This is a genomic window from Enterobacter sp. E14S, assembly GCF_055666685.1.
On sequence record NZ_JBVODQ010000002.1, the window covers coordinates 254,430 to 279,251 of the forward strand.

The window sequence follows — 24,822 nt, forward strand, 5'->3', positions numbered from 1 at the left end:
GTAAGGGCGAAAATCATGAAACGACTCATTGTTGGGCTCAGCGGCGCCAGCGGCGCGATTTACGGCGTACGTCTGTTACAGGTTCTGCGTAACGTGGCGGAAGTCGAGACCCATCTGGTGATGAGCCAGGCGGCGCGACAGACCCTCTCTCTGGAAACCGATCTCTCCCTGCGCGATGTTCAGGCACTTGCGGACGTGGTTCACGATGCCCGTGATATCGCCGCCAGCATCTCCTCAGGCTCGTTTAAAACGGCCGGCATGGTTATCCTGCCCTGTTCGATTAAAACGCTCTCCGGCATTGTGAACAGCTATACCGACACCCTGGTGACGCGCGCGGCGGATGTGGTGCTGAAGGAGCGTCGTCCTCTGGTGCTCTGCGTGCGGGAAACGCCGCTGCACCTCGGCCACCTGCGTTTGATGACCCAGGCCGCCGAGCTTGGCGCCGTCATCATGCCGCCGGTACCGGCGTTTTATCATCGCCCGACCTCGCTGGATGACGTGATTAATCAGACCGTTAACCGCGTGCTGGATCAGTTTGACATCGACCTGCCAGAAGATCTCTTCACCCGCTGGCAAGGGGCCTGATTCTGTGCACAAACAGAGTGCATGAAAAGAGACGTTGCCCTGTTTCAGGGCAATTATGCAACGGCGATCATATCCTCGACATTTAATTCGTTTTTTCCCTTTTTCTCTTTCCGGTTCGTTCGGCAGACCTGCTATCTTTCACCATTAAGGCAATATCGCAACGTTTTATTAACATATTTAACGTCGAAGTTTTGACCAGACGGCAATGTGGCATAAGACCTGCAAGATGAAGCCTGCAACACAACACACAACACAATACATAATAAAATCACGGTACTTGAGGGTAAATGTATGAAGAAGACGGTTCTGGCTCTGTCTTTGCTCGTGGGGTTAAGTGCGGCAGCAGGTAGCTACGCAGCTCTTCCACAGACGGTTCGTATCGGTACAGACGCAACCTACGCGCCATTCTCTTCCAAGGATGCGAAAGGCGATTTCGTGGGGTTTGATATCGATCTGGGAAATGAAATGTGCAAACGCATTGCGGTGAAATGCACATGGGTGGGCAGCGACTTTGACGCGTTAATCCCGTCGCTGAAAGCCAAGAAAATCGACGCCATTATCTCTTCTCTCTCCATCACCGAAAAACGCCAGCAGGAGATTGCCTTCTCTGACAAGCTCTACGCTGCGGATTCTCGGCTGATTGCGCCAAAAGGCTCCCCGATTAAGCCAACCATCGACTCGCTGAAAGGCAAGCATGTTGGCGTGCTTCAGGGGTCGACGCAGGAAGGTTATGCCAATGCGACCTGGCGTGAGAAGGGTGTAGACGTGGTGGCTTACCAGAACCAGGATCTGATTTACTCTGACCTGGCCGCAGGCCGTCTGGATGCGGCATTCCAGGACGAAGTCGCCGCGAGTGAAGGCTTCCTGAAACAGCCTGCGGGTAAAGACTACGCGTTTGCGGGCCCTTCGGTAAAAGACAAAAAATACTTTGGTGACGGCACCGGTATTGGCCTGCGCAAGGATGATACCGAGCTGAAAGCCGCCTTCGACAAAGCCTTTGCAGAGCTGCGTAAAGACGGTACTTACGACAAACTGGCGAAGAAATACTTCGACTTCAACGTATACGGTGAATAATACCTGGCGCTAACGCACCGCAAAGGTGCGTTACGGGAGCGGTTGACTCAATGCGGTGCATTTGTTGCACCGTATTGGATCGCTTTGTGCATACTTACGCATTTATAATGCAAAAGTTCCCGCCTGAAGGGCATTAGTCTTTGCCTGACAGAGGGGATTAATGGCACATTAGCACCACCCCGTCGTCGTAAAAATCCCGTATGAAGACAGTTTGTTGAGGACAAATATGAAAAAACTCGTGTTGTCACTATCTCTTGTTCTGGCCTTTTCCAGCGCCACCGCGGCATTCGCAGCCATTCCGCAGAAAATTCGGATTGGTACCGATCCAACCTATGCGCCGTTCGAATCGAAGAATTCAAAGGGTGAACTGGTCGGTTTTGACATCGATCTCGCCAATGAGCTGTGCAAACGCATCAAAGCACAGTGTACCTACGTTGAGAACCCGCTGGATGCGCTGATCCCGTCCCTGAAAGCGAAAAAAATCGACGTAATCATGTCCTCGCTCTCCATCACCGAAAAACGCCAGCAGGAGATTGCCTTCACCGACAAACTCTACGCGGCCGATTCTCGTCTGGTAGTGGCTAAAGCTTCTGACATTCAGCCAACGCTGGAGTCCCTGAAAGGCAAACGCGTCGGCGTGCTGCAGGGCACCACGCAGGAAACCTACGGCAACGAACACTGGGCGCCGAAGGGGATTGAAATCGTCTCCTATCAGGGCCAGGAAAATATCTACGCTGACCTGACGGCAGGCCGAATTGATGCGGCATTCCAGGATGAAGTCGCGGCAAGCGAAGGCTTCCTGAAAACGCCGGTGGGTAAAGATTACAAGTTTGGCGGCCCGTCCATTAAGGACGTGAAGTTGTTTGGTGTGGGCACCGGCATGGGACTGCGCAAAGAAGACAACGAGCTGCGTGAGGCACTGAACAAAGCGTTTGCTGAAATGCGCGCTGACGGCACCTACGACAAGCTGGCGAAAAAGTACTTTGATTTTAATGTTTACGGCGGCTAATCGCCCCGTCAAATAACGTGCGGCCCCTCCCGCTGCGGGAGGGGAAAAGACACGGTTCCACCACTCACGATACGACAGGGCTCGCGGTATGCTGTACGGATTTTCTGGCGTTATTTTACAGGGCGCGCTTGTCACCCTTGAGCTGGCTATCAGCTCCGTGGTGCTGGCGGTGCTGATAGGTCTGGCAGGCGCAGGGGCGAAGCTTTCAGCTAACAAACCGCTGGCGCTAATTTTTGAAGGCTACACCACGCTTATTCGCGGCGTTCCCGATCTGGTGCTGATGCTGCTTATCTTTTACGGTCTGCAGATTGCGCTGAACAGCGTAACGGACGCGATGGGCATGGGACAAATTGATATCGACCCGATGGTGGCCGGTATTATTACCCTCGGTTTTATCTACGGTGCCTACTTCACCGAAACCTTCCGTGGTGCCTACATGGCCGTGCCGAAAGGCCACATTGAGGCGGCAACCGCATTTGGTTTTACCTCTTCACAAACGTTTCGTCGGATTATGTTCCCGGCCATGATGCGCTATGCGCTGCCGGGTATCGGCAACAACTGGCAGGTTATCCTCAAAGCGACGGCGCTGGTCTCGCTGCTCGGTCTGGAAGACGTCGTGAAAGCGACTCAGCTGGCGGGCAAGAGCACCTGGGAGCCGTTCTACTTTGCGGTAGTCTGCGGCGTGATTTATCTGGTCTTTACGACCGCCTCCAATGGTGTGCTGCTTCTGCTCGAGCGTCGCTACTCCGTGGGTGTGAAGAGGGCTGACCTGTGATTGAGATTATTCAGGAATACTGGAAATCGCTGCTGTGGACGGACGGTTACCGCTTTACCGGCGTGGCGATTACGCTCTGGCTGCTGATCTCCTCCGTGGTGATGGGCGGCATTCTGGCGGTGTTTCTTGCCATTGGCCGCGTGTCGAACAATAAATTTATCCAGTTCCCGATCTGGCTGTTTACCTACGTGTTTCGCGGTACGCCGCTGTACGTGCAGCTGCTGGTGTTCTATTCGGGGATGTATACGCTTGAGATCGTAAAAGGCACTGAGATGCTGAATGCGTTCTTCCGCAGCGGTCTGAACTGTACGGTGCTGGCGTTGACGCTCAACACCTGCGCCTACACCACCGAGATTTTCGCCGGGGCAATTCGCTCTGTCCCTTACGGTGAGATTGAAGCGGCGCGCGCGTACGGCTTTTCCTCGGTGAAGCTTTATCGCTGTATTATTCTGCCGTCGGCGCTGCGTATCGCGTTACCGGCGTACAGTAACGAAGTGATTTTGATGCTGCACTCCACCGCGCTCGCCTTTACCGCGACGGTGCCGGATCTGCTCAAAATCGCGCGCGATATTAACTCCGCGACCTATCAGCCGTTTACCGCGTTTGGCATTGCGGCGGTGCTCTATTTAATTATCTCTTATGTTCTGATTAGCCTGTTCCGTAAGGCTGAAAAACGCTGGTTGCAGCATATAAAACCTTCTTCGACGCACTGAGAAAGATGATGGCTGAGAACAAATTAAACGTTATTGATTTGCACAAACGCTACGGCGAACATGAAGTGCTGAAAGGGGTGTCGCTGCAGGCTAACGCAGGCGATGTGATCAGTATCATCGGCTCATCCGGCTCGGGTAAAAGTACCTTCCTGCGCTGCATTAACTTCCTCGAAAAGCCGAGCGAAGGCTCGATTGTGGTGAGCGGGCAGAATATTAACCTGGTCCGCGATAAAGACGGCCAGCTGAAGGTCGCGGATAAGCACCAGCTGCGACTGCTGCGTACGCGCCTGACGATGGTGTTCCAGCATTTCAACCTATGGAGCCACATGACGGTGCTGGAGAACGTGATGGAAGCACCGATTCAGGTGCTGGGCCTGAGCAAGCAGGAAGCCCGCGAGCGCGCGGTGAAATACCTGGCGAAAGTGGGTATCGACGAGCGCCAGCAGATGAAATACCCGGTACATCTCTCCGGCGGTCAGCAGCAGCGCGTCTCCATCGCGCGCGCGCTGGCGATGGAGCCTGAGGTGCTGCTGTTCGACGAACCGACCTCCGCGCTGGACCCTGAACTCGTTGGCGAAGTGCTGCGCATCATGCAGAAGCTGGCCGAAGAGGGCAAAACGATGGTGGTGGTGACGCACGAGATGGGCTTCGCCCGTAACGTCTCGAACCACGTGATTTTCCTGCATCAGGGGAAAATTGAAGAGCAGGGCCACCCGGACGAAGTGCTGGCAAACCCGCAAAGTCCGCGCCTGCAGCAGTTCCTGAAGGGGTCTTTGAAGTAGGTTTCCCTTTCCCCCTCTCCCTGTGGGAGAGGGGATCAAACTGCACCACACTCCAGCCGATACACCCAGTCGTCATAGCGCACGCCGTCAATTTCATACGCCTTTTCCAGCACCTGCGTACGCACAAACCCTGCTTTCTCCAGCACGCGCACCGAACCGCCGTTGTCCGCCAGCACGTACGCGTTAATCGCTTTCACGCTGATCTGGTTAAACGCGTAATCACACACCGCGCGCAGCGCCTCGCTGGCAATCCCTTTTCCCTGCGCGGCAGGCACAACCGTATAGCCGATATCGGCCTCTTCACGATTCTCAGGGCTGATTTGCAGGCCGATATCGCCCAGCGGCGTATCATCATCCCGCAAGCGAATGACAAACACATGGGCAGCAGTGAGCCGCGCGGCAAACACGCGGCGGGTCTCTTTTTCCGGCGCGATGGCGGCCATGTAGCGCATGATGCGGCGATCTTCACGCAGCGAGCGGAAGAAGGCCCAGTCAGTGGGTTCGAAAGGAGTGAGGTATAGCCGGGGAGTGGTGATGGTTGCCATTATTACGCCATTTCTTCGGAACATGGCCTGTCACTGTAACATATTCACCGCACCACATCCCCCAGCGCCTCTTCTAATTCATACCAGCGGAACGCAAACCCGGCCGCCTCCAGCCTTTTCGGCAGCGCGCGCTGGCCGCCCAGCACCAGCACGGACGCTTCACCCATCATCAGGCGAATCACCGTGGCAGGCACGCGCAATATCGCCGGGCGGTGCAGGGCATGCCCCAGCGCGTGGGCAAACTGTTCGTTACGCACCGGATACGGCGCAACCATGTTAAACGGCCCGCGCAGATCGTTATCCAGCAGCCAGAGAATACCGTTGACCATATCGTCGATATGGATCCACGCCAGGTACTGACGACCATTGCCGATGGGGCCGCCGAGTCCGAGCCGGAAAGGGGGAAGCATCTTCGCCAGAATGCCGCCCTTCGGCGCAAGCACGACGCCGGTCCGCAGCAGGCAGACGCGGGTACGATCGCTCTGCGCCGCACAGGCGATACGCTCCCACTGCGCGCAGAGCTTATGGGTAAACTCGTTATGCGGCGGCTCTTCCTCGGTCACCACCACCTCGCCGAGATCGCCGTAATAGCCCACTGCTGAACCCGAAATCAGCACCGAAGGCGGCGTGTGGCTATTGCGGATCAGCTCGACCAGCTTTTCGGTAATGTTCCACCGGCTGCTGCATAACAGCTGTTTTTGCTCTTCCGTCCAGCGCTTATCGGCGATGGGTTCACCCGCGAGGTTAATGACGGCGTCGAAGCCGTCCAGATTTTGCTGCTCGGCCAGATTTTTCCAGATATCGATACCCGCCCCCAGCACCTGGCGCGCTTTCTCCGGGCTGCGCGTGACCACGGTAATGTCGTGATGCAAGGCCTGCAGACGCGCAATGAGGTGACGACCAATAAGGCCAGTGCCGCCGGTCAGCAAAATCTTCATACAACCTCCAGGGTTACGCCTGGCGTCGCCAGCTTAGCGTCATGGAGACGGAGTCGGCGTAGCGCAGGGCGTGAAGTTTATCGATCTCAACTTCAGCATAAGTGACCCAGTGATGTTCGCGTGCGATATCGAGCACATCCTGAGTTAATTTTTCCAGCAGAGAGAAGCGGTTATTCTCCACGTACTGAATGATGTTTTTGGTTATTGTGCGGTAGTTCAGCGCGTCGTTGATGTCTTCGCTGGCCCGCGCTTTGTCTGCGGGATAGTGAATTACCACGTTAATGACAATATCCTGACGGTTGGCGATCTCTTCCTCTTTGATACCGATGAAGGTACGCAAGCGTAAATTTTTTATGCGAATAATAGCGTCTGGCTGTGACATTGCAGGTCTTCTCCGTGTCAGTATTTCACGCTCATCATACATGAGAGGCTCGCGGGCACCCAGCCTCATAGAGGGTTAAATATGCTGGATTTTTTGCATCGCCCGCTCGGTGGCCGGGCGGGTCCGAATGCGCTCAAACCAGTTATTCACCGCCGGGTAAGCGGCCAGGTCAATTCGGTGTTTTTCATGCGTATTCACCCACGGCCAGCAGGCGATATCGGCAATACTGTAATGCTCGCCCCCGAGCCACGGCGTTTTCTTCAGCCGACGGTTCAGAACGTCATAGAGGCGCTGAGTCTCAACCTGATAGCGTTCGATCGCGTAGGGAATGGGCTGCGGGGCGTAAGCGGTAAAATGATGATTTTGCCCCAGCATGGGCCCCAGCCCGCTCGCCTGCCAGAAGAGCCATTGCAGGGTATGGTGACGCTCGCGCAGTTCGCCGCTCAGCAGTTTGCCGGTTTTCTCCGCCAGGTAGAGCAAAATTTCACCGGATTCAAACAGGCTCAGCGGCCTGCCCCCGTCCGCCGGCTGGTTATCAATAATGGCCGGGATTTTATTATTCGGCGAGATAGCCAGAAAGAGAGGGCTGAACTGTTCCCCTTTGCTGATATCCACGCGAATGATCCTGTAATCCAGCTCGGCTTCTTCAAGAAAGAGGGTGATCTTATGGCCGTTTGGGGTAGGGGCGTAATAAAGGTCGATCATTCTCAACTCCTGTCCATGCGAATAGTGGTGCCATGACAAATGAGTATAGGTGGTTGTTGTAAATCGTGAGTTTTCATCAAGTGACAGCGAGGCAAAGAGATTATATGTTGAGTAAAAACCCGATCAGCCGATGAGGATGTTATGAACCAGCCCGTAATCACGTTGTGGTCCGATGCGAATTTCTTTTCTCCCTATGTTATGAGCGTATACGTTGCGCTTGCCGAAAAAGGACTCACTTTTACGCTGAAGACCGTTGATCTCGACGGCGGTGAACATCTCAAGCCACAGTGGCAGGGTTACGACCTGACCCGACGCGTGCCGGTGCTGGAGATTGACGGTTTTGCCCTGAGCGAATCGTCGGCGATTGATGAATATCTGGAAGATAGGTTCGCGCCGCCCGAGTGGGAGCGGATCTATCCGCACGACCTGCAAAAACGCGCGCGGGCGCGGCAGATCCAGGCGTGGCTGCGTAGCGATCTGGTGCCAATTCGCGTGGAACGCTCAACGGACGTCGTGTTCGCCGGGGTGAAAAAGCCTGCGCTCAGCGCTGAAGGTCGTGAAAGCGCGCAAAAACTGATTGAAACCGCCACCTCGCTCCTCGCACACGGCAACCCGAACCTGTTCGGCGAGTGGTGCATCGCCGACGCCGATCTTGCGTTGATGCTAAACCGCCTGATCCTCAACGGCGATGAGGTGCCGCAGCTGCTGGTGGATTATGCCGCGTTTCAGTGGCAGCGCGCCTCCGTGCAGCGCTATGTGGCACTCTCGGCTAAGCGCGCGGGCTGATAAGCCCTGACGCTTCAGGTATGATGGGGGCAGTCTGTTTTCCCGAGGAGTGACTGATGAAACTGATGTTTGCGTCGGATATCCATGGATCGCTGCCCGCTACCGAGCGTGTCCTCTCCCTGTTTGCACAAAGCGGCGCGCAGTGGCTGATTATTCTGGGGGATGTCCTCAACCACGGCCCGCGCAACGCGCTGCCGGAGGGCTACGCCCCTGCGCAGGTCGCGGAAAAGCTCAACCCGTTTGCCTCGCGCATTATCGCCGTTCGCGGCAACTGCGACAGCGAGGTGGACCAGATGCTGCTGCATTTTCCCCTTACCGCGCCATGGCAACAGGTGCTGCTGGAACAAAGCCGCCTGTTCCTGACGCACGGGCATCTTTTTAGCCCGGATAATCTCCCGGCGCTCGCGGCTGGCGATGTCCTGGTTTACGGTCATACTCATATTCCGGTTGCTGAAAAACGCGGTGAGATTTATCACTTCAATCCGGGCTCGGTCAGCATACCGAAAGGCGGTTATCCTGCGAGCTATGGCATGCTGGATGGAAATACCCTGAGCGTTATCGCACTTAATGATCAGCAAGTTATTGCGCAGGTAGCGATTAATCCGTAAGTTACACCTCAACTGCAAACGCGCCGAAAGAGCGCTTAGAAGAGAAGGTTTCCCGATGGTGGAGCAGAGTCATTTGGCAAGTACAGAGTGGGTTGACATTGTCAGCGAAGAGAATGAAGTGATCGCGCAGGCCAGCCGCGAACAAATGCGTGCGGAGCGTCTGCGCCACCGCGCAACGTACATCGTTGTGCATGACGGGATGGGCAAAATTTTGGTCCAGCGCCGCACGGACACCAAAGATTTTCTCCCGGGTATGCTGGATGCCACCGCAGGTGGGGTTGTCCAGGCAGATGAAGTGCTGCTGGATTCCGCGCGTCGTGAAGCGGAAGAAGAGTTAGGTATCGCCGGCGTGCCGTTTGCCGAGCACGGCCAGTTCTATTTCGAAGACGAAAACTGCCGCGTCTGGGGCGGGCTGTTTAGCTGCGTCTCCCACGGGCCGTTCGCTCTGCAGGAAGAAGAGGTGAGTGAAGTCAGCTGGATGACGCCGGAAGAGATCACCGCGCGCTGCGACGAGTTCACGCCGGATTCGTTAAAAGCGCTGGCGCTGTGGATGACCCGCAACGCCAAAAACGAATCGACCAAATCAGAGGAAGAGGCTGAGTAAGCGTCAGCAACTCTCTCTCAGACACAGACTGGACGCGATGGTTTTTTGATCGCGCCAGTCACCGTCATTCAGACGCTCCAGCAACGCTTTCCCGGCTTCAATTCCAATCTTACGATGCGGCACCGCCATCGTCGTCAGCGGCGGCTGACAGACGCGGCTCACGTCGCTATCGCCAAAACCTACCACCGCCAGGTCGTCCGGCACCTTGATTCGCCTGCGCTGGCACTCGTACAGCGCCCCGCAGGCCAGCTCGTCTGAGACGCATACCAGCGCATCCAGCTCCGGCCACGCCAGCAGGAATTCAGGCAGCTGTGCCGCGCCGGTCGAGAAGCTCGGCGGCATCGCCGCGTTAATCACGCGGGTCGGCGACATATGGTGGCGAAGCATGGCTTTGTACCAGCCCTGCAAATGCTGCTGGAAAATCCACTGCTCCTGGTTGGCGCACAGCAGGCCAATATTTTGATAGCCGCGCTTAATCACCATTTCCGTGAGTTCATACATGGCCGCTACGTTATCAATCCCGATATTCATATCAATCGGGTCGGCGCGCATGGCGCCCATCTCCATCACCGGAATGGAGGCGTTTTTCAGCCAGTGGCGAACGGTATCGGTATGTTCAACGCTGAGCAGGATAGCGGCGGCAATATTAGACGCCAGCAGCGTCTCCAGCAACTTCTCCTCCTGCTCAAGACGATGCTGGGACTCTGCCAGCATGATCTGATACCCGGCAGGCTGTAGCACCTGCTGTAGCCCGGCGAACATCTCCGAGCAGCCGGCTTCGGAGAGGTTTGGCACCACCATGGCTATCGTCCACGACGACGCCGAGGCCAGCGCGCTGGCAGCAAGATTAGGCATATAACCCAGCTCCTGCACGGCAGCTTCAATTTTTTCTCGTAGTTTATCGGAAACCTGTTCGGGCGTGCGGAGTGCACGGGACACGGTCATCGTGCCCACACCGGCAAGCTGTGCGACATCGGCGAGTGTCACTTTACCAGTACTGCGCCGTTTTCGGGTTAGAGACATACACCTTCCTGCTGACCAGACGCGTTCTTCATTTCCTTCGCTTCACGTGACAGGCAGTATACGCCTTAAATCCCTTTTTTTGCTGTGATTTAGCGCCGTGATTGCAATTTGATAGCGCTATCACATTTCTGCATGTTAAGTATTGGTAGCGCTATCTTTGTGATCGCGATCGCAGTCATCCAGCGATGTGTTGAATAAAGTTTGCTCATCTTTAGCGTGTAGCGGGAGTGAAAAGTGCTCAAAAAATGGATATATGATACAACCATCACGCTGCAGGATAGCGTGGAAAACTGGCCGCAGGCGCTGGAGCTGTGCGCGAAGCCGCTTCTGGATTTGCAGGTGATTGAGCCTGAATACGTCACGGCCATCATCCAGCAGCACCACACGTTAGGACCCTATTATGTGCTGGCACCAGGGCTGGCGATGCCGCATGCGCGGCCGGAGGAAGGGGCCAAAGGACTGGGGTTGTCTTTATTAAAACTAAAACAGGGCGTCTCGTTTGGTGCCGGTGAGTTTGACCCTGTCGATGTGATTATTATGCTCGCGGCACCGGATAAACATAGCCATATCGAAATGATATCCGCACTCGCAGAATTATTTTCCAGCGACGAGGATATGGAGAAACTGCATCAGGTGAATACCCTGGAGGAAATTAAAACGATTATTGACCACTTCTGATTTAATTCTTTAATCCGATTATTCACAACATTACGCGACAGCGTGATGGGGCGTGCTCTACTCAAAATAAGGGGACAACAATGAAAATCATGGCTATTTGCGGCTCCGGCCTTGGCAGCAGTTTTATGGTCGAAATGAATATTAAAAAGGTACTTAAAAAACTGGAGATTGAGGCTGAGGTTGAACATTCCGATCTCTCCTCGGCCACGCCGGGCGCGGCCGATCTGTTCGTGATGGCAAAAGACATTGCGGCCAGCGCCAGCGTGCCGGAAAGCCAGCTGGTGGTGATTAACAACATCATCGACATCAACGAACTTGAAGCGCAGCTGCGCGCCTGGTTCGAAAGACAATAACCCTGATAAGGCGAGGTGGATATGTTTATCCTTGAAACGCTGAATTTCGTTGTTGATATTTTAAAAGTCCCTTCGGTGCTGGTCGGTTTAATTGCGCTTATTGGTCTGGTTGCGCAGAAAAAAGCGTTTTCGGACGTGGTGAAAGGGACGATTAAAACCATTCTTGGCTTTATTGTGCTGGGCGGCGGCGCCACGGTGCTGGTGGGGTCATTAAATCCTTTGGGCGGTATGTTTGAGCACGCCTTTACGATTCAGGGCATTATTCCAAACAATGAAGCGATTGTGTCAATTGCGCTGGAAAAATACGGTGCAGCGACCGCGCTTATTATGGCCTTCGGCATGGTGGCGAATATTATCGTCGCGCGCTTTACCCGCCTGAAGTACATCTTCCTGACCGGGCACCACACGTTTTATATGGCGTGCATGATTGGCGTGATCCTGACGGTAGCGGGCTTTGAGGGCGTGGGGCTGGTCTTTACCGGCTCGCTGATCCTCGGCCTGATCATGGCCTTCTTCCCGGCGATTGCCCAGCGCTACATGAAGCGCATTACCGGCAACGATGAGATTGCCTTCGGCCACTTCGGCACGCTGGGCTACGTGCTGTCCGGCTGGATTGGCAGCAAGGTTGGCAAAGGCTCCCGCTCAACCGAAGAGATGAACCTGCCGAAGAACCTGAGCTTCCTGCGCGACAGCTCGATCTCCATCTCCCTGACCATGATGATTATCTACCTGATCATGGCGGTGAGCGCCGGACGTGAGTATGTCGAGGCCACCTTCAGCGGCGGTCAGAACTACCTGGTCTACGCCATCATCATGGCGATCACCTTTGCGGCGGGCGTGTTCATCATCCTTCAGGGCGTACGCCTGATTCTGGCGGAAATCGTTCCGGCCTTTACCGGCTTCTCGGAAAAACTGGTGCCGAACGCGCGTCCTGCGCTGGACTGCCCGGTGGTGTATCCGTATGCGCCAAATGCGGTGCTGATTGGCTTCCTGTTCAGCTTCCTCGGCGGGATTGTGGGATTGTTCATCTGCGGTCAGTTTAGCTGGGTGCTGATCCTCCCGGGCGTCGTGCCGCACTTCTTCACCGGCGCAACGGCGGGCGTGTTCGGTAATGCCACCGGCGGACGCCGCGGGGCAATGATTGGCGCCTTTGCTAACGGCCTGCTGATCACCTTCCTGCCGGTCCTGCTGCTGCCGGTACTGGGCGCGATTGGCTTTGCCAACACCACCTTCTCGGACGCCGACTTTGGCGCGGTCGGGATTGTGCTCGGCAACCTGGCGCGCTTCCTGTCGCCGCTTGCCATCACCGGACTGGTTGTGGCGTTGTTCGCGCTGCTGGTGGCGTACAACGTCTTCGCGAAAAACAAACCTGCAGGCGGTAACGAGCAGGAAAACACCGGAGCCAAATCATGAATGAGAAAGAGATAACCGAAATCGCGCGTCAGATCCGTCTTGAGACGCTGAAATCCCTGACGCAGCTGGGATTTGGGCACTACGGCGGAAGTATGTCGGTGGTTGAAACCCTTGCCGTGCTGTACGGCGCGGTGATGAAAATCGACCCGGCGGATCCGGACTGGCCGGAGCGAGACTATTTTGTCCTGTCGAAAGGTCATGCGGGCCCGGCGCTCTACAGCACGCTGGCGATCAAGGGCTACTTCCCGGTAGAAGAGCTGAGCACCCTGAACCAGAACGGCACGCGCCTGCCAAGCCACCCGGACCGCCTGAAAACGCGCGGCGTGGACGCCACCACCGGTTCGCTGGGGCAGGGGATCTCCATTGCCGGCGGTATGGCGCTTTCGCACAGGCTGGCGGGGCGACCGAATCGCGTCTTCTGCATCGTCGGTGACGGCGAGCTGAACGAGGGGCAGTGCTGGGAAGCCTTCCAGTTTATTGCCCACCATCGTCTGAACAACCTGACGGTGTTCGTGGACTGGAACAAACAGCAGCTCGACGGCGAGCTGGACGAAATTATCAGCGCGTTCGACCTGGAGGGGAAATTCCGCGCCTTTGGCTTTGACGTGGCGACGGTGAAGGGCGACGACATCCCGGGACTGCTGGCGGTGACGTCGCGGGTCCCGGCTGCCGACGCGCGTCCGTTAGTCGTCATCCTCGACAGCATCAAAGGGCAGGGGGTGCCGTACCTGGAACAGCTCAGCAACTCGCACCACCTGCGGTTAACCGCGGAGAGCAAAGCGGCCCTCAACGAGACGATTCGCCAACTGGAGGCTTCACATGATTAAGGTTGCACCGGCAGGAGAGAAAGACGCCGTTGAGATGCGTAAGGTCTACGCGGGCTTTGTGGCAAAGCAGATTGAGGCGGGTAGCGAGATTATCGCCCTGGAAGCGGATCTGATGAGCTCGATGGCGATGGACGGCGTGGCGCGCGATTATCCGCAGCACGTGATTAACTGCGGCATTATGGAGGCGAACGTTATCGGGACGGCGGCCGGGCTGTCGCTTACCGGGCGTAAGCCGTTCGTGCATACCTTCACCGCGTTTGCCAGCCGTCGCTGCTTTGACCAGCTGTTTATGTCCCTGGACTACCAGCGCAACAACGTGAAGGTGATTGCCTCGGATGCGGGCGTGACGGCCTGCCATAACGGCGGGACGCATATGTCGTTTGAGGATATGGGTATTGTGCGCGGTCTGGCGCATTCGGTGGTGCTGGAGGTGACCGACGCGGTGATGTTCGAGGACGTGCTGCGCCAGCTTATCGACCTCGAAGGTTTCTACTGGGTACGCACCATCCGCAAGCAGGCGCCGAGCGTGTATGCCCCGGGCTCAACCTTCACCATCGGCAAAGGCAACGTGCTGCGCGAAGGAACCGATATAACCCTGATTGCCAACGGCATCATGGTGGCGGAAGCGCTGGAAGCGGCGCGCCAGCTTGAGCAGGAGGGGGTCAGCGCGGCGGTCATAGACATGTTTACCCTGAAGCCTATCGACCGGATGCTGGTGAAAAACTACGCCGAGAAAACCGGTCGCATCGTCACCTGTGAAAACCACAGCATTCACAACGGCCTCGGGTCTGCGGTGGCGGAGGTGCTGGTGGAAACCTGCCCGGTACCGATGCGGCGGGTGGGCGTCAAGGAGCGTTACGGCCAGGTGGGGACGCAGGATTTCCTGCAGAAGGAGTATGGCCTGACGGCACATGACATTGTATCGGCGGCGCGAGAGCTGCTGTAATTAAAAAGGCGACCCGTTAAGTGGTCGCCTTTTTGTTGCCCGGTAAGCGCTAGCGCCACCGGGCTTTTTAACATTACTGCTGCTGTGAAGACTGGATCGCGGTCAGAGCGATGGTATAGACGATATCGTCTACCAGCGCGCCACGAGACAGGTCGTTCACAGGTTTGCGCATGCCCTGCAGCATTGGCCCGATGGAGATCAGGTCTGCTGAACGCTGCACCGCTTTATAGGTGGTGTTACCGGTGTTCAGATCCGGGAAGATGAACACGGTAGCGCGACCTGCAACCGGAGAGTTCGGCGCTTTGGATTTCGCAACGTCGGCCATCACGGCGGCGTCGTACTGCAGCGGGCCGTCGATCATCAGGTCAGGACGTTTTTCCTGCGCCAGACGGGTCGCTTCACGTACTTTCTCTACGTCGCTACCAGCACCAGAGGTACCGGTGGAGTAGGAGAGCATTGCTACGCGCGGTTCGATACCGAAGGCAATCGCGGAGTCCGCAGACTGGATAGCGATTTCTGCCAGCTGCTCTGCGGTTGGATCCGGGTTGATCGCGCAGTCGCCGTAAACGTAAACCTGTTCAGGCAGCAGCATGAAGAATACGGAAGAAACCAGAGAGCTGCCCGGTGCGGTTTTGATCAGCTGCAGCGGTGGACGGATGGTGTTCGCCGTGGTGTGAACCGCACCGGAAACCAGACCGTCAACTTCGTCCTGCTCAAGCATCAGCGTGCCCAGCACCACGTTGTCTTCCAGCTGTTCGCGCGCAACGGCTTCGGTCATGCCCTTGCTCTTACGCAGCTCAACCAGACGGGCAACGTAGCTCTCGCGAACCACTTCAGGGTCAACGATTTCGATGCCAGCGCCCAGCTCAACGCCCTGAGACGCCGCAACGCGGGTGATCTCATCCGGGTTACCCAGCAGCACGCAGGTCGCGATGCCGCGCTCTGCACAGATAGCAGCCGCTTTAACGGTACGTGGTTCGTCGCCTTCTGGCAGAACAACGCGTTTGCCCGCTTTACGCGCCAGCTCGGTCAGCTGATAACGGAATGCTGGAGGAGACAGGCGTCGGCTGCGCTCGGAGGTTGCAGTCAGGGATTCGATCCAGTCTGCGTTGATGTAGCCCGCAACGTATTCCTGAACTTTCTCGATACGCTCGTGGTCATCAACCGGCACTTCCAGGTTGAAGCTCTGCAGGCTCAGGGAGGTCTGCCAGGTGTTGGTGTTCACCATGAAGACCGGAAGGCCGGTCGCAAACGCGCGTTCGCACAGCTTGCTGACGCGTGGGTCCATCTCGTAGGCCCCGGTCAGCAGGATCGCACCGATTTCCACGCCGTTCATCGCGGCCAGACAGGCGGCAACCAGCACGTCAGGACGGTCTGCGGAGGTTACCAGCAGGGAACCTGCGCGGAAGTGTTCCAGCATGTGCGGAATGCTGCGCGCACAGAAGGTCACGGACTTCACGCGGCGGGTGTTGATGTCGCCTTCGTTAACGATGGTAGCGTTCAGGTGACGCGCCATATCGATTGCACGGGTTGCAATCAGATCGAAGCTCCATGGCACCGCGCCCAGTACTGGCAGAGGGCTGGATTCCTGCAGCTTAGCCGGGTCAACTTTGATGACTTTCGCTTTGGAAGAGTCGTCGAAAATCTCGGACAGGTCAGGGCGAGTACGGCCCTGCTCATCCACCGGTGCGTTCAGCTTGTTCACGATCACGCCGGTGATGTTGGTGTTTTTCGCGCCGCCGAAGCTGCTGCGCGTCAGTTCGATACGCTCGTTCAGCTGCTCTGGGGTGTCGGTGCCCTGAGACATCACGAAAACGATCTCTGCGTTCAGGGTTTTCGCGATTTCGAAGTTCAGAGACTGGGCAAACTGGTGTTTGCGCGTCGGGACCAGGCCTTCAACCAGCACCACTTCCGCGTCTTGCGCGTTAGCATGGTAGTTGGCGATGATCTCTTCCATCAGCACGTCTTTCTGGTTGCTGGACAGCAGAGACTCAACGTGGCTCATCTTCAGCGGTTCAGCCGCTGGCAGATTGGAGTTCTTGCGAACGATGGTGGTGGTCTGGTCTGGCGCATCGCCACCGGCACGTGGCTGGGCGATTGGCTTAAAGACGCTCAGACGAACGCCTTTGCGTTCCATAGCACGGATAACGCCAAGGCTGACGCTGGTCAGGCCGACGCTGGTTCCGGTAGGGATCAGCATAATAGTACGGGACACGGTTTATCCTCTTTCGTTACCGCCGCAATTGGGCGGGTTACAAAACAGCACCGCCAGCATTGCTGGCGGTGTGGAATCAGGCAGTCAGGCGGTGCGCGTCTTGCGCAATGACCAGTTCTTCGTTAGTTGGGATAACGAGAGCAGGGCGGGTGCCTTCTTTGTTGATGAAGCCAGACTTGCCGAAGCGGGCAGCCAGGTTACGCTCGTGATCAACGTCGAAGCCCAGAACGCCCAGTTTGCCCAGGGACAGTTCACGAACCATTGCCGCGTTCTCACCGATACCACCGGTGAAGATAACCGCGTCCAGACGACCGTCCATCAGCGCAGTGTAAGAGCCGATGTACTTCGCCAGACGGTGGCAGTAAACGTCCATTGCACGTTTAGCGTCTTCTTTCTCTGCGTAGTTGTCTTCAACGTAACGGCAGTCGCTGGTGACTTCGGTCAGACCCAGCAGGCCAGACTCTTTGGTCAGCATTTTGTTGATCTGGTCAACGCTCATGCCCAGGGTGTCGTGCAGGTGGAAGATGATCGCCGGGTCGATGTCACCGGAACGGGTACCCATCACCAGACCTTCCAGCGGGGTCAGACCCATGGAAGTATCAACACATTTACCGTTGCGGATAGCGGAAACAGAACCACCGTTGCCCAGGTGGCAGGTGATGATGTTCAGTTCTTCAACCGGCTTGTTCAGAACTTTTGCGGCTTCCTGAGTCACATAGAAGTGGCTGGTGCCGTGCGCGCCGTAGCGACGTACACCGTGTTCTTTGTACAGGCTGTATGGCAGGGCATAGAGGTAAGACTCTTCCGGCATGGTCTGATGGAACGCGGTGTCGAATACGGCCACGTTTTTGTCTTTCAGATTCGGGAAGGATTTCAGCGCTTCAGCGATACCGATCAGGTGAGCCGGGTTGTGCAGCGGTGCGAAGGACGCAGAGTCCTTGATGCCCTGGATCACAGATTCGTCGATCACGACGGAGCTGGTGTATTTTTCGCCGCCGTGGACGATACGGTGACCAATCGCAGTCAGCTGAGCAGACAGTTCTGGTTTTTGTGCCAGAATAGTGTTAACGATAAAGTTCAGCGCTTCACTGTGAGCGGCGCCTGCACCTAAAGCCGCTTCTTGTTTGCTGCCGTCCATCTTCCACTTGATACGTGCTTCAGGCAGATGGAAACATTCGGCCAAACCAGAGAGGTATTCGTCACCGTTGAGCGCATCGATGATGGCGAATTTCAGTGAGGAGCTACCGCAGTTCAGAACCAGTACTAACTTACTCGACATGGAAGTACCTATTATTGATACGTGGCTAAAAAAACGTCAGTGAGTCTAACAGCGTAACGCATGATGGCTCAGACATTTATGATTAACATCATGCCAAACGAACATTGTGGCATGATGGAAGAAATAACTATGATTTTATGCCATTTTGCACAATTTTCAGCCAATGGCATAATATGCAATAATTTGACGAGTTAATGATTCTCGTCTAAGGCCCTATCAGGCTGGCACAGGATACCCGATACGGGGTAGAGATGACAAAATATTTTGAACGTTGTCATAGCTTGTTGTGGTTTTGCACGAAAATTTTAATTTTTATATGTGAAGTTGAGGTACAGCCATGTCGACACCAGAGAACCCGTCCGTAAATTTCTTTAGTCTGTTTCGTCGGGGACAGCATTACGCAAAGACGTGGCCGATGGAAAAGCGCCTTGCGCCGATGTTTATTGAGAATCGCACCATCCGCGCCACGCGCTATGCGATTCGCTTTATGCCGCCTGTCGCTGTCTTTACGCTGTGCTGGCAGATTGCGTTGGGCGGCCAGCTTGGCCCTGCCGTCGCGACGGCGCTCTTCGCCTTAAGCCTGCCGATGCAGGGCCTGTGGTGGTTAGGTAAACGGTCCATCACTCCGCTTCCCCCTTCTATTTTACACTGGTTTTATGAAGTGCGCGGAAAACTGGAGGAGGCCGGACAGGCGCTCGCCCCGGTCGAAGGCAAGCCGGACTACCAGGCGCTGGCGGACACGTTAAAGCGTGCTTTTAAGCAACTGGATAAAACATTCCTCGATGATTTGTGATTGATCATCGAAACGACGACGAAAAGAAGGCACAGTAACAATCAGTTACCGTGTCTTTTTTTTAAGTGCAATGCGCTACAGGAGTCGAAAGATGGAAATGACCCATGCTCAACGTCTGATTTTGTCTAACCAGTACAAGATGATGACTATGCTTGATCCCGATAACGCTGCGCGCTACAGCCGCCTGCAAACCATCGTCGAACGCGGTTTTGGTTTGCAAATGCGCGAACTGGACCGCGAGTTTGGCGAGCTGAAAGAAGAAACCTGTCGCATCGTGATCGACATTATGGAGATGTATCACGCTCTGCACGTCTCCTGGACGAATCTCAAAGATCAGCAGTCCATTGACGAGCGCCGCGTGACCTTCTTAGGCTTTGATGCCGCAACGGAAGCGCGTTATCTGAGCTATGTTCGCTTTATGGTGAATACAGAAGGGCGCTATACCCACTTTGACGCGGGCACCCACGGCTTCAACGCGCAGACCCCAATGTGGGAGAAATATCAGCGTATGCTAAGCGCGTGGCACGCCTGCCCGCGGCAGTACCATTTAAGCAGCAACGAAATTCAACAAATCATTAATGCCTGACGGAGGTGCGTGTGCAGTGTAGAGGTTTTCTGTTTGATCTGGACGGTACGCTGGTGGATTCGCTGCCGGTTGTGGAGCGTTCATGGTGCCATTGGGCTGACCGACATGGCATCGACCATCAGGACGTGCTGAATTTTATCCATGGCAAACAGGCCATCACCTCGCTACGGCACTTCCTGGCCGGACGCTCTGAGGACGAAATTCAGGCGGAGTTCAAATACCTGGAACATATTGAAGCCACGGATACGGACGGCATCACAGCCTTACCGGGCGCGCGAGAACTGCTGGAGCATCTGAACGAGGCGCAGATCCCTTGGGCTATCGTTACCTCAGGCTCCATTCCCGTCGCCCACGCCCGTCATAAGGCGGCAGGTTTACCGAAGCCGGAAGTGTTTATCACTGCGGAGCGCGTAAAGCGCGGTAAACCGGAGCCCGACGCGTTTTTACTGGGCGCTGAACTGCTGGGCCTCGCGCCCGCAGAGTGTGTGGTAGTGGAAGATGCGGCCGCTGGCGTACTGGCCGGGCTGAACGCCGGAAGCCACGTTATCGCGGTGAATGTTCCGGCGGGATCTCCCCGCCTGGAGGAGGCAGACTTTGTGCTGGATTCGCTGACGGCGCTGGCTGTTTCGAAAGCCTCTGACGGGGTTGTAACCGTCTCGCTAAAAATGTAATCACATGATATAGCCCCACATTGCTGGGGCTTTTTTATGGCAAAATTCCTCATCTCCCACTGACAAGGACATGTTGTGAACGGTGAACTGATTTGGGTCCTGAGCCTGCTTTTAATCGCCATCCTTCTTTTTGCAACGGGCAAGGTGCGCATGGACGCCGTCGCCTTGTTTGTCATCGTCGCGTTTGTGCTGAGCGGAACGCTTACGCTACCGGAAGCGTTTTCCGGGTTTAGCGATCCCAACGTTATCCTGATTGCCGCCCTGTTTATTATTGGTGATGGGCTGGTGCGTACCGGCGTGGCGACCATCATGGGGTCGTGGCTGGTGAAGGTGGCGGGCAGCAGCGAAACCAAAATGCTGATCTACCTGATGGTGACCGTCGCCGGGCTGGGAGCGTTTATGAGCTCAACGGGCGTGGTCGCCATCTTTATCCCGGTGGTGCTGAGCGTCTCCATGCGGATGCAGATCTCGCCGTCGCGCCTGATGATGCCCCTGAGTTTTGCCGGTTTGATCAGCGGCATGATGACGCTGGTGGCAACGCCGCCGAACCTGGTCGTCAACAGCGAGCTTATCCGGGAAGGATTCCAGGGCTTCAGTTTTTTCAGCGTCACCCCGCTTGGGCTGGTCATTCTGGTGATGGGCGTGGTCTACATGCTGCTGACCCGGTTTGCCCTGAAAGGTGAAAAACAGGACAAAAATAAAGAAGGGTGGAAGCGACGCACCTTCCGCGATCTGATTAAAGAGTACCGTCTCACCGGGCGCGCGCGCCGTCTGGCTATTCGCCCCGGCTCGCCGATGGTGGGACAGCGTCTTGACGACCTGAAGCTGCGTGAGCGCTATGGCGCGAACGTGATCGGCGTAGAGCGCTGGCGTCGTTTTCGCCGGGTGATCGTCAACGTCAACGGGGTGTCGGAATTCCGCGCGCGGGACGTCCTGCTGATTGATATGTCCACCGCGGACGTGGATCTGCGCGAGTTTTGCAGCGAACAGCTGCTGGAACCGATGGTGCTGCGCGGGGAGTATTTCTCCGATCAGGCGCTGGATGTCGGCATGGCCGAAGTATCGCTGATCCCGGAATCGGAACTGCTGGGTAAAACCGTGCGGGAAATGGGGTTCCGAACCCGCTATGGCCTGAATGTCGTGGGGCTGAAGCGCGATGGCGTGGCGATGGAAGGGGCGGTGGTGGATGAGCCGATCCTGCTGGGCGATATCTTCCTGGTTGTCGGTAACTGGAAGCTGATAAGCCAGCTCGGGCAAAAAGGGCGCGATTTTGTGGTGCTCAACATGCCTGTCGAGGAGAGCGACGCCTCCCCGGCTCACAGCCAGGCGCCCCACGCGATTTTTTGTCTGGTGCTGATGGTGGCGTTGATGCTGACCGATGAAATCCCCAATCCGGTCGCGGCAATCATCGCCTGCCTGTTGATGGGGAAATTCCGCTGCATTGACGCCGAAAGTGCGTATAAAGCTATTCACTGGCCGAGCATTATCCTCATTGTCGGGATGATGCCCTTCGCGCTGGCGCTGCAAAAAACCGGCGGGGTGGATCTGATCGTTAAAGGCTTAATGGACGTTGGCGGCGGGTATGGGCCGTACATGATGCTGGTCTGTCTGTTTATCATGTGCGCCACCATTGGTCTGTTTATCTCCAATACCGCGACGGCGGTACTGATGGCGCCGATTGCGCTGGCGATGGCCAAATCCATGGGCGTGTCGCCGTATCCCTTTGCGATGATGGTCGCAATGGCGGCCTCCGCGGCATTTATGACGCCGGTCTCTTCACCGGTGAATACGCTGGTGCTGGGGCCCGGGAATTACAAATTCAGTGATTTCGTGAAGCTGGGCGTGCCGTTCACCGTGCTGGTGATGGTGGTGTGCGTGGTATTGATACCGGTCCTGTTCCCGTTCTGATAATTTTGCCGGGCGGCGGCTGCGCCTTACCCGGCCTGTAACCCGCAGGCCCTGCAAGCGCAGCGCCGCTGGGCAAACAGATTATAACGGTGAATCCTGGCTAATCTCATCCAGCGACAGATGGAAGCTCGGCACAAACACTTGCATAAAATAGTCCATCTCTTCGCTGCGGCGAGATTCCAGCGTTTTTTCCAGACGCGTTTTCGCCAGTAAAAATTCGTTATTCCCCGCAGACAGCTCTTCCAGACACTTCAGGTAGGCGCAGAGCGCGTCGGCCTGCTTGACCAGCGACTTTTCATCTTCCGTGTACTGATGCTCATCGATGAGCGGCTCAAAAATGTCGCGCAACTCATCCGGCACCATGTCAATCAGCTTCTGCTGGGCAATTTTCTCGATGGCCTTATATTCCTGCGCAATTTGCGAGTTGAAATATTTCACCGGCGTGGGCAGGTCGCCGGTCAGCACTTCCGACGCATCGTGGTACATCGCCAGCAGGGCGATGCGCTCTGGATTGACCTGGCCGTTGAATTTGCGGTTTTTAATGGCGGCCAGCGCATGGGCAACCATGGCAACCTGCAGACTGTGCTCTGACACGTTCTCTGTGCGCACGTTGCGCATCAGCGGCCAGCGGTTGATGAGTTTCAGGCGGGAGAGGTGGGCGAAGAAATGACTCTGACTCATAGGTTACCTTTTGTCTTCACTGCGACAGGCGTTCATTGTGCGGGGAGGGGAGGGAAGATGCAAATCAGGCTACCGAAGTAGCCTGATTTTAAGATTACTGATGGTATCCGGAGAGGAAGCGCCCGAAGCGGCTGATGGCCATTTCGAGATCATCTTCGCGCGGCAGCGTCACGATACGCACGTGATCCGGCCACGGCCAGTTAAACGCCGTACCCTGAACCAGCAGCACTTTTTCCTGCAGCAGGAAATCGAGCACCATTTTCTGGTCGTCGTGAATATTGAAACGCTTCGCGTCAATTTTCGGGAACATATAGAGCGCGCCATTCGGCTTCACGCAGGAGACGCCCGGAATATCGTTGATCAGCTCCCACGCGCGGTTGCGCTGTTCGTACAGGCGCCCACCGGGAACAATGAACTCGCTAATGCTCTGATAGCCACCCAGCGCCGTCTGGATCGCGTGCTGCGCCGGAACGTTGGCACATAAACGCATGGAGGCCAGCATCTCCAGCCCTTCAATATAGCCTTTGGCGTGCTTTTTCGGACCGTTCAATACCATCCAGCCCTGGCGGAAACCGGCCACGCGGTAGGTTTTAGACAGGCCGTTAAAGGTGACGGTCAGCAGATCCGGGGCCAGCGCAGCGATTGAGTGGTGCTGTGCCGCGTCGTACAGGATCTTGTCGTAGATTTCGTCGGCAAAGATGATCAGGTTGTGCTGGCGGGCGAGCTCGACGATCTCCATCAGCAGCTCTTTTGAGTATACCGCGCCCGTTGGGTTGTTCGGGTTAATGATCACGATGCCGCGCGTGCGGGGCGTGATTTTTGCGCGAATATCATCGAGGTCCGGGAACCAGTCGGAGGACTCGTCGCAAAGATAGTGCACGGCTTTCCCGCTCGACAGTGATACGGCAGCCGTCCACAGCGGATAGTCCGGCGCGGGAACCAGCATTTCGTCCCCGCTGTTCAGCAGCGCCTGCATCGCCTGCACGATCAGTTCGGAAACGCCGTTGCCGATATAGATATCTTCAACGGTAACATCACGCATACCGCGTGCCTGGTAGTGCTGCATGATGGCTTTACGTGCGGAGTAAAGTCCTTTTGAATCGCAATAGCCTTGTGCAGTTGGAAGGTTGCGGATCACATCAACCAGAATTTCATCCGGCGCTTCAAAACCAAATGGCGCAGGGTTACCAATGTTGAGTTTCAGAACCTTGTTGCCTTCCTCTTCAAGGCGTTTTGCCTCTTTCAGAACCGGGCCGCGGATGTCATAACAGACGTTATCTAGCTTGCTGGATTTTTCGATAGGGGACATGAACCTTTAACCTTTTCGCTATTATTGCCACTCCCTGCCGTGGAAGTCAGCACGGAATAATGTACTCCCCCCTCGCTTCGTTTTGAAGGGTTTGCAGTAGAAGATTTTGTGCCGGGAGCAAAATTTTGATAAATCTTTTTCGCTGTTCGTAAGCTTTTTCACTGCCTTAAAGTTGTGCGCATAGCATGATAACAGGTTAAATGTGCTATTCATTTGTCCAAATTCTCTATATTGTGCTGGTGAAAATAAGTGGTGAACCTGACAACGGTAGCAATCACCCTGAGTGACTTTTCGTAAAACCTGAATGCTTGATACATGTTCCTGTAAAAGCATAATGTGGCTAAAAGTTACTCATGTGAAATTAATGTTAAGTGCCATTAATGAATGGTCTTAATCTAAATTAAAATTTATTTATTATTAACCTATAAAATGCAACTTTAGTTAATTTTAATAAAATTAGTTTAGAAGCTTAACATTCTTCTTTAATCCTCAATATTGCAATAAGACTTATAAATAAAGTGGATTTGGGTTAAGATGTCTTTCAGGAAAGCAGAGGACAGATGCAAGAATTTTGTATATCTGGCACTGACTTTTCGAATTAATTGATTGTTATTGTTGGAGTTATCTCTGGCTG

The 24,822-nt window shown here is 55.5% G+C and carries 27 protein-coding genes; 18 read left to right on the forward strand and 9 right to left on the reverse strand.

The features are described from left to right. Positions 1-15 precede the first annotated feature (15 nt). The 6 genes from ACZ6J2_RS06405 (at position 16) to hisP (ending at position 4,938) form a co-directional block, all read left to right on the forward strand. Entirely contained in the window at positions 16-585 is a 570-nt protein-coding gene (locus ACZ6J2_RS06405) for a UbiX family flavin prenyltransferase (protein WP_047346638.1), read from the forward strand. Positions 586-876: 291 nt separating this feature from the next. Continuing rightward, positions 877-1,659: a lysine/arginine/ornithine ABC transporter substrate-binding protein ArgT gene (gene argT, locus ACZ6J2_RS06410; protein ID WP_023312560.1), complete on the forward strand. Its 783-nt coding sequence runs from the start codon at positions 877-879 to the stop codon at positions 1,657-1,659. A 226-nt stretch (positions 1,660-1,885) separates the two neighbouring features. After that, entirely contained in the window at positions 1,886-2,668 is a 783-nt protein-coding gene (hisJ, locus tag ACZ6J2_RS06415; RefSeq protein WP_023336423.1) for a histidine ABC transporter substrate-binding protein HisJ, read from the forward strand. An 88-nt stretch (positions 2,669-2,756) separates the two neighbouring features. Further along, a complete protein-coding gene (locus tag ACZ6J2_RS06420; protein WP_023336422.1) occupies positions 2,757-3,443 on the forward strand; it encodes a histidine ABC transporter permease HisQ in 687 nt (228 codons plus the stop codon). Further along, entirely contained in the window at positions 3,440-4,156 is a 717-nt protein-coding gene (locus ACZ6J2_RS06425; protein ID WP_008502590.1) for an ABC transporter permease, read from the forward strand. Before ACZ6J2_RS06420 ends, ACZ6J2_RS06425 begins: the two co-directional genes overlap by 4 nt. An 8-nt stretch (positions 4,157-4,164) precedes the next feature. Then, complete coding sequence (hisP, locus tag ACZ6J2_RS06430; protein ID WP_023312558.1) at positions 4,165-4,938, forward strand: histidine ABC transporter ATP-binding protein HisP; 774 nt, start codon at positions 4,165-4,167, stop codon at positions 4,936-4,938. A gap of 35 nt (positions 4,939-4,973) precedes the next feature. Here hisP and ACZ6J2_RS06435 read toward each other — a convergent pair whose 3' ends face one another. The 4 genes from ACZ6J2_RS06435 to yfcG form a co-directional block, all read right to left on the reverse strand. Further along, positions 4,974-5,483, reverse strand: coding sequence for a GNAT family N-acetyltransferase (locus tag ACZ6J2_RS06435; RefSeq protein WP_471725212.1), 510 nt, complete (start codon positions 5,481-5,483; stop codon positions 4,974-4,976). Between the two features lie 44 nt (positions 5,484-5,527). Further along, a complete protein-coding gene (locus ACZ6J2_RS06440; protein ID WP_033146089.1) occupies positions 5,528-6,421 on the reverse strand; it encodes a TIGR01777 family oxidoreductase in 894 nt (297 codons plus the stop codon). A 13-nt stretch (positions 6,422-6,434) separates the two neighbouring features. Continuing rightward, positions 6,435-6,803 (reverse strand): dihydroneopterin triphosphate 2'-epimerase, encoded by a 369-nt coding sequence (folX, locus tag ACZ6J2_RS06445; protein WP_023312555.1) that lies wholly within the window; start codon positions 6,801-6,803, stop codon positions 6,435-6,437. A gap of 75 nt (positions 6,804-6,878) precedes the next feature. Continuing rightward, positions 6,879-7,508, reverse strand: a complete 630-nt coding sequence (yfcG, locus tag ACZ6J2_RS06450; protein WP_471725213.1) for a GSH-dependent disulfide bond oxidoreductase — start codon at positions 7,506-7,508, stop codon at positions 6,879-6,881. 141 nt (positions 7,509-7,649) lie between these two features. Between yfcG and yfcF the strand changes: the two genes are divergently transcribed. The 3 genes from yfcF to yfcD are packed head-to-tail and all read left to right on the forward strand — an operon-like array spanning position 7,650 to position 9,506. After that, on the forward strand, positions 7,650-8,294 hold the full coding sequence (gene yfcF, locus ACZ6J2_RS06455) for a glutathione transferase (protein WP_032643441.1): 645 nt from the start codon (positions 7,650-7,652) through the stop codon (positions 8,292-8,294). A gap of 56 nt (positions 8,295-8,350) precedes the next feature. Then, on the forward strand, positions 8,351-8,902 hold the full coding sequence (gene yfcE / locus ACZ6J2_RS06460) for a phosphodiesterase (protein WP_320735634.1): 552 nt from the start codon (positions 8,351-8,353) through the stop codon (positions 8,900-8,902). A 55-nt stretch (positions 8,903-8,957) separates the two neighbouring features. Beyond that, the gene (gene yfcD / locus ACZ6J2_RS06465; RefSeq protein WP_471725214.1) at positions 8,958-9,506 is read left to right on the forward strand and encodes an NUDIX hydrolase YfcD; all 549 of its coding nucleotides are present in this window, start codon (positions 8,958-8,960) and stop codon (positions 9,504-9,506) included. A 3-nt stretch (positions 9,507-9,509) separates the two neighbouring features. On the opposite strand, the gene ACZ6J2_RS06470 is transcribed toward yfcD, so the two are convergent. Further along, entirely contained in the window at positions 9,510-10,529 is a 1,020-nt protein-coding gene (locus tag ACZ6J2_RS06470) for a LacI family DNA-binding transcriptional regulator (RefSeq protein ID WP_471725215.1), read from the reverse strand. Positions 10,530-10,763: 234 nt separating this feature from the next. On the opposite strand from ACZ6J2_RS06470, the gene ACZ6J2_RS06475 reads away from it, so the two are divergent. The 5 genes from ACZ6J2_RS06475 to ACZ6J2_RS06495 all read left to right on the forward strand — a co-directional run bounded on the left by ACZ6J2_RS06475 (position 10,764) and on the right by ACZ6J2_RS06495 (position 14,746). Continuing rightward, positions 10,764-11,207, forward strand: a complete 444-nt coding sequence (locus tag ACZ6J2_RS06475) for a PTS sugar transporter subunit IIA (protein ID WP_471725216.1) — start codon at positions 10,764-10,766, stop codon at positions 11,205-11,207. Between the two features lie 80 nt (positions 11,208-11,287). Continuing rightward, positions 11,288-11,560, forward strand: a complete 273-nt coding sequence (locus ACZ6J2_RS06480; RefSeq protein ID WP_003861447.1) for a PTS sugar transporter subunit IIB — start codon at positions 11,288-11,290, stop codon at positions 11,558-11,560. 21 nt (positions 11,561-11,581) lie between these two features. Continuing rightward, on the forward strand, positions 11,582-12,973 hold the full coding sequence (locus tag ACZ6J2_RS06485; protein WP_471725217.1) for a PTS ascorbate transporter subunit IIC: 1,392 nt from the start codon (positions 11,582-11,584) through the stop codon (positions 12,971-12,973). Beyond that, positions 12,970-13,800 carry a transketolase gene (locus tag ACZ6J2_RS06490; protein ID WP_471725218.1) on the forward strand — a complete coding sequence of 277 codons (831 nt, stop codon included), beginning with the start codon at positions 12,970-12,972 and terminating at the stop codon, positions 13,798-13,800. Before ACZ6J2_RS06485 ends, ACZ6J2_RS06490 begins: the two co-directional genes overlap by 4 nt. Then, positions 13,793-14,746: a transketolase family protein gene (locus ACZ6J2_RS06495; RefSeq protein WP_023312546.1), complete on the forward strand. Its 954-nt coding sequence runs from the start codon at positions 13,793-13,795 to the stop codon at positions 14,744-14,746. The genes ACZ6J2_RS06490 and ACZ6J2_RS06495 overlap by 8 nt, the downstream gene beginning before the upstream one ends. Positions 14,747-14,819: 73 nt before the next feature. Here the strand turns inward: ACZ6J2_RS06495 and pta are convergent, their stop codons facing one another. Together pta and ackA are read right to left on the reverse strand one after the other, a co-directional pair. After that, a complete protein-coding gene (pta, locus tag ACZ6J2_RS06500) occupies positions 14,820-16,961 on the reverse strand; it encodes a phosphate acetyltransferase (protein WP_023312545.1) in 2,142 nt (713 codons plus the stop codon). A 76-nt stretch (positions 16,962-17,037) separates the two neighbouring features. Beyond that, a complete protein-coding gene (gene ackA, locus ACZ6J2_RS06505; RefSeq protein WP_033146081.1) occupies positions 17,038-18,240 on the reverse strand; it encodes an acetate kinase in 1,203 nt (400 codons plus the stop codon). A gap of 337 nt (positions 18,241-18,577) precedes the next feature. On the opposite strand from ackA, the gene yfbV reads away from it, so the two are divergent. The 4 genes from yfbV (at position 18,578) to ACZ6J2_RS06525 (ending at position 22,198) form a co-directional block, all read left to right on the forward strand. Next, the gene (gene yfbV / locus ACZ6J2_RS06510) at positions 18,578-19,033 is read left to right on the forward strand and encodes a terminus macrodomain insulation protein YfbV (protein ID WP_023312543.1); all 456 of its coding nucleotides are present in this window, start codon (positions 18,578-18,580) and stop codon (positions 19,031-19,033) included. Positions 19,034-19,124: 91 nt separating this feature from the next. Next, positions 19,125-19,619, forward strand: coding sequence for a YfbU family protein (locus ACZ6J2_RS06515; RefSeq protein WP_023312542.1), 495 nt, complete (start codon positions 19,125-19,127; stop codon positions 19,617-19,619). An 11-nt stretch (positions 19,620-19,630) separates the two neighbouring features. Beyond that, the gene (locus ACZ6J2_RS06520; RefSeq protein ID WP_045402709.1) at positions 19,631-20,290 is read left to right on the forward strand and encodes a sugar phosphatase; all 660 of its coding nucleotides are present in this window, start codon (positions 19,631-19,633) and stop codon (positions 20,288-20,290) included. 75 nt (positions 20,291-20,365) lie between these two features. Continuing rightward, entirely contained in the window at positions 20,366-22,198 is a 1,833-nt protein-coding gene (locus ACZ6J2_RS06525) for an SLC13 family permease (RefSeq protein ID WP_033146079.1), read from the forward strand. Between the two features lie 81 nt (positions 22,199-22,279). Here ACZ6J2_RS06525 and yfbR read toward each other — a convergent pair whose 3' ends face one another. Both yfbR and alaA read right to left on the reverse strand, forming a co-directional pair. After that, positions 22,280-22,879 carry a 5'-deoxynucleotidase gene (gene yfbR, locus ACZ6J2_RS06530; protein ID WP_023312539.1) on the reverse strand — a complete coding sequence of 200 codons (600 nt, stop codon included), beginning with the start codon at positions 22,877-22,879 and terminating at the stop codon, positions 22,280-22,282. 94 nt (positions 22,880-22,973) lie between these two features. Continuing rightward, positions 22,974-24,188 carry an alanine transaminase AlaA gene (alaA, locus tag ACZ6J2_RS06535; protein WP_008500204.1) on the reverse strand — a complete coding sequence of 405 codons (1,215 nt, stop codon included), beginning with the start codon at positions 24,186-24,188 and terminating at the stop codon, positions 22,974-22,976. Between the last annotated feature and the right edge of the window lie 634 nt (positions 24,189-24,822).

What these genes read in the sequence shown, in the direction of transcription:
- alaA (WP_008500204.1), bottom strand. Translation starts at nt 24,188, where the DNA reads ATGTCCCCTATCGAAAAATCCAGCAAGCTAGATAACGTCTGTTATGAC.
- ackA (WP_033146081.1), bottom strand. Translation starts at nt 18,240, where the DNA reads ATGTCGAGTAAGTTAGTACTGGTTCTGAACTGCGGTAGCTCCTCACTG.
- folX (WP_023312555.1), bottom strand. Translation starts at nt 6,803, where the DNA reads ATGTCACAGCCAGACGCTATTATTCGCATAAAAAATTTACGCTTGCGT.
- ACZ6J2_RS06495 (WP_023312546.1), top strand. Translation starts at nt 13,793, where the DNA reads ATGATTAAGGTTGCACCGGCAGGAGAGAAAGACGCCGTTGAGATGCGT.
- ACZ6J2_RS06470 (WP_471725215.1), bottom strand. Translation starts at nt 10,529, where the DNA reads ATGTCTCTAACCCGAAAACGGCGCAGTACTGGTAAAGTGACACTCGCC.
- yfcD (WP_471725214.1), top strand. Translation starts at nt 8,958, where the DNA reads ATGGTGGAGCAGAGTCATTTGGCAAGTACAGAGTGGGTTGACATTGTC.
- yfcE (WP_320735634.1), top strand. Translation starts at nt 8,351, where the DNA reads ATGAAACTGATGTTTGCGTCGGATATCCATGGATCGCTGCCCGCTACC.
- ACZ6J2_RS06440 (WP_033146089.1), bottom strand. Translation starts at nt 6,421, where the DNA reads ATGAAGATTTTGCTGACCGGCGGCACTGGCCTTATTGGTCGTCACCTC.
- ACZ6J2_RS06435 (WP_471725212.1), bottom strand. Translation starts at nt 5,483, where the DNA reads ATGGCAACCATCACCACTCCCCGGCTATACCTCACTCCTTTCGAACCC.
- hisJ (WP_023336423.1), top strand. Translation starts at nt 1,886, where the DNA reads ATGAAAAAACTCGTGTTGTCACTATCTCTTGTTCTGGCCTTTTCCAGC.
- yfbR (WP_023312539.1), bottom strand. Translation starts at nt 22,879, where the DNA reads ATGAGTCAGAGTCATTTCTTCGCCCACCTCTCCCGCCTGAAACTCATC.
- hisP (WP_023312558.1), top strand. Translation starts at nt 4,165, where the DNA reads ATGGCTGAGAACAAATTAAACGTTATTGATTTGCACAAACGCTACGGC.
- ACZ6J2_RS06480 (WP_003861447.1), top strand. Translation starts at nt 11,288, where the DNA reads ATGAAAATCATGGCTATTTGCGGCTCCGGCCTTGGCAGCAGTTTTATG.
- argT (WP_023312560.1), top strand. Translation starts at nt 877, where the DNA reads ATGAAGAAGACGGTTCTGGCTCTGTCTTTGCTCGTGGGGTTAAGTGCG.
- yfbV (WP_023312543.1), top strand. Translation starts at nt 18,578, where the DNA reads ATGTCGACACCAGAGAACCCGTCCGTAAATTTCTTTAGTCTGTTTCGT.
- yfcF (WP_032643441.1), top strand. Translation starts at nt 7,650, where the DNA reads ATGAACCAGCCCGTAATCACGTTGTGGTCCGATGCGAATTTCTTTTCT.
- ACZ6J2_RS06405 (WP_047346638.1), top strand. Translation starts at nt 16, where the DNA reads ATGAAACGACTCATTGTTGGGCTCAGCGGCGCCAGCGGCGCGATTTAC.
- yfcG (WP_471725213.1), bottom strand. Translation starts at nt 7,508, where the DNA reads ATGATCGACCTTTATTACGCCCCTACCCCAAACGGCCATAAGATCACC.
- ACZ6J2_RS06420 (WP_023336422.1), top strand. Translation starts at nt 2,757, where the DNA reads ATGCTGTACGGATTTTCTGGCGTTATTTTACAGGGCGCGCTTGTCACC.
- ACZ6J2_RS06490 (WP_471725218.1), top strand. Translation starts at nt 12,970, where the DNA reads ATGAATGAGAAAGAGATAACCGAAATCGCGCGTCAGATCCGTCTTGAG.
- ACZ6J2_RS06485 (WP_471725217.1), top strand. Translation starts at nt 11,582, where the DNA reads ATGTTTATCCTTGAAACGCTGAATTTCGTTGTTGATATTTTAAAAGTC.
- ACZ6J2_RS06515 (WP_023312542.1), top strand. Translation starts at nt 19,125, where the DNA reads ATGGAAATGACCCATGCTCAACGTCTGATTTTGTCTAACCAGTACAAG.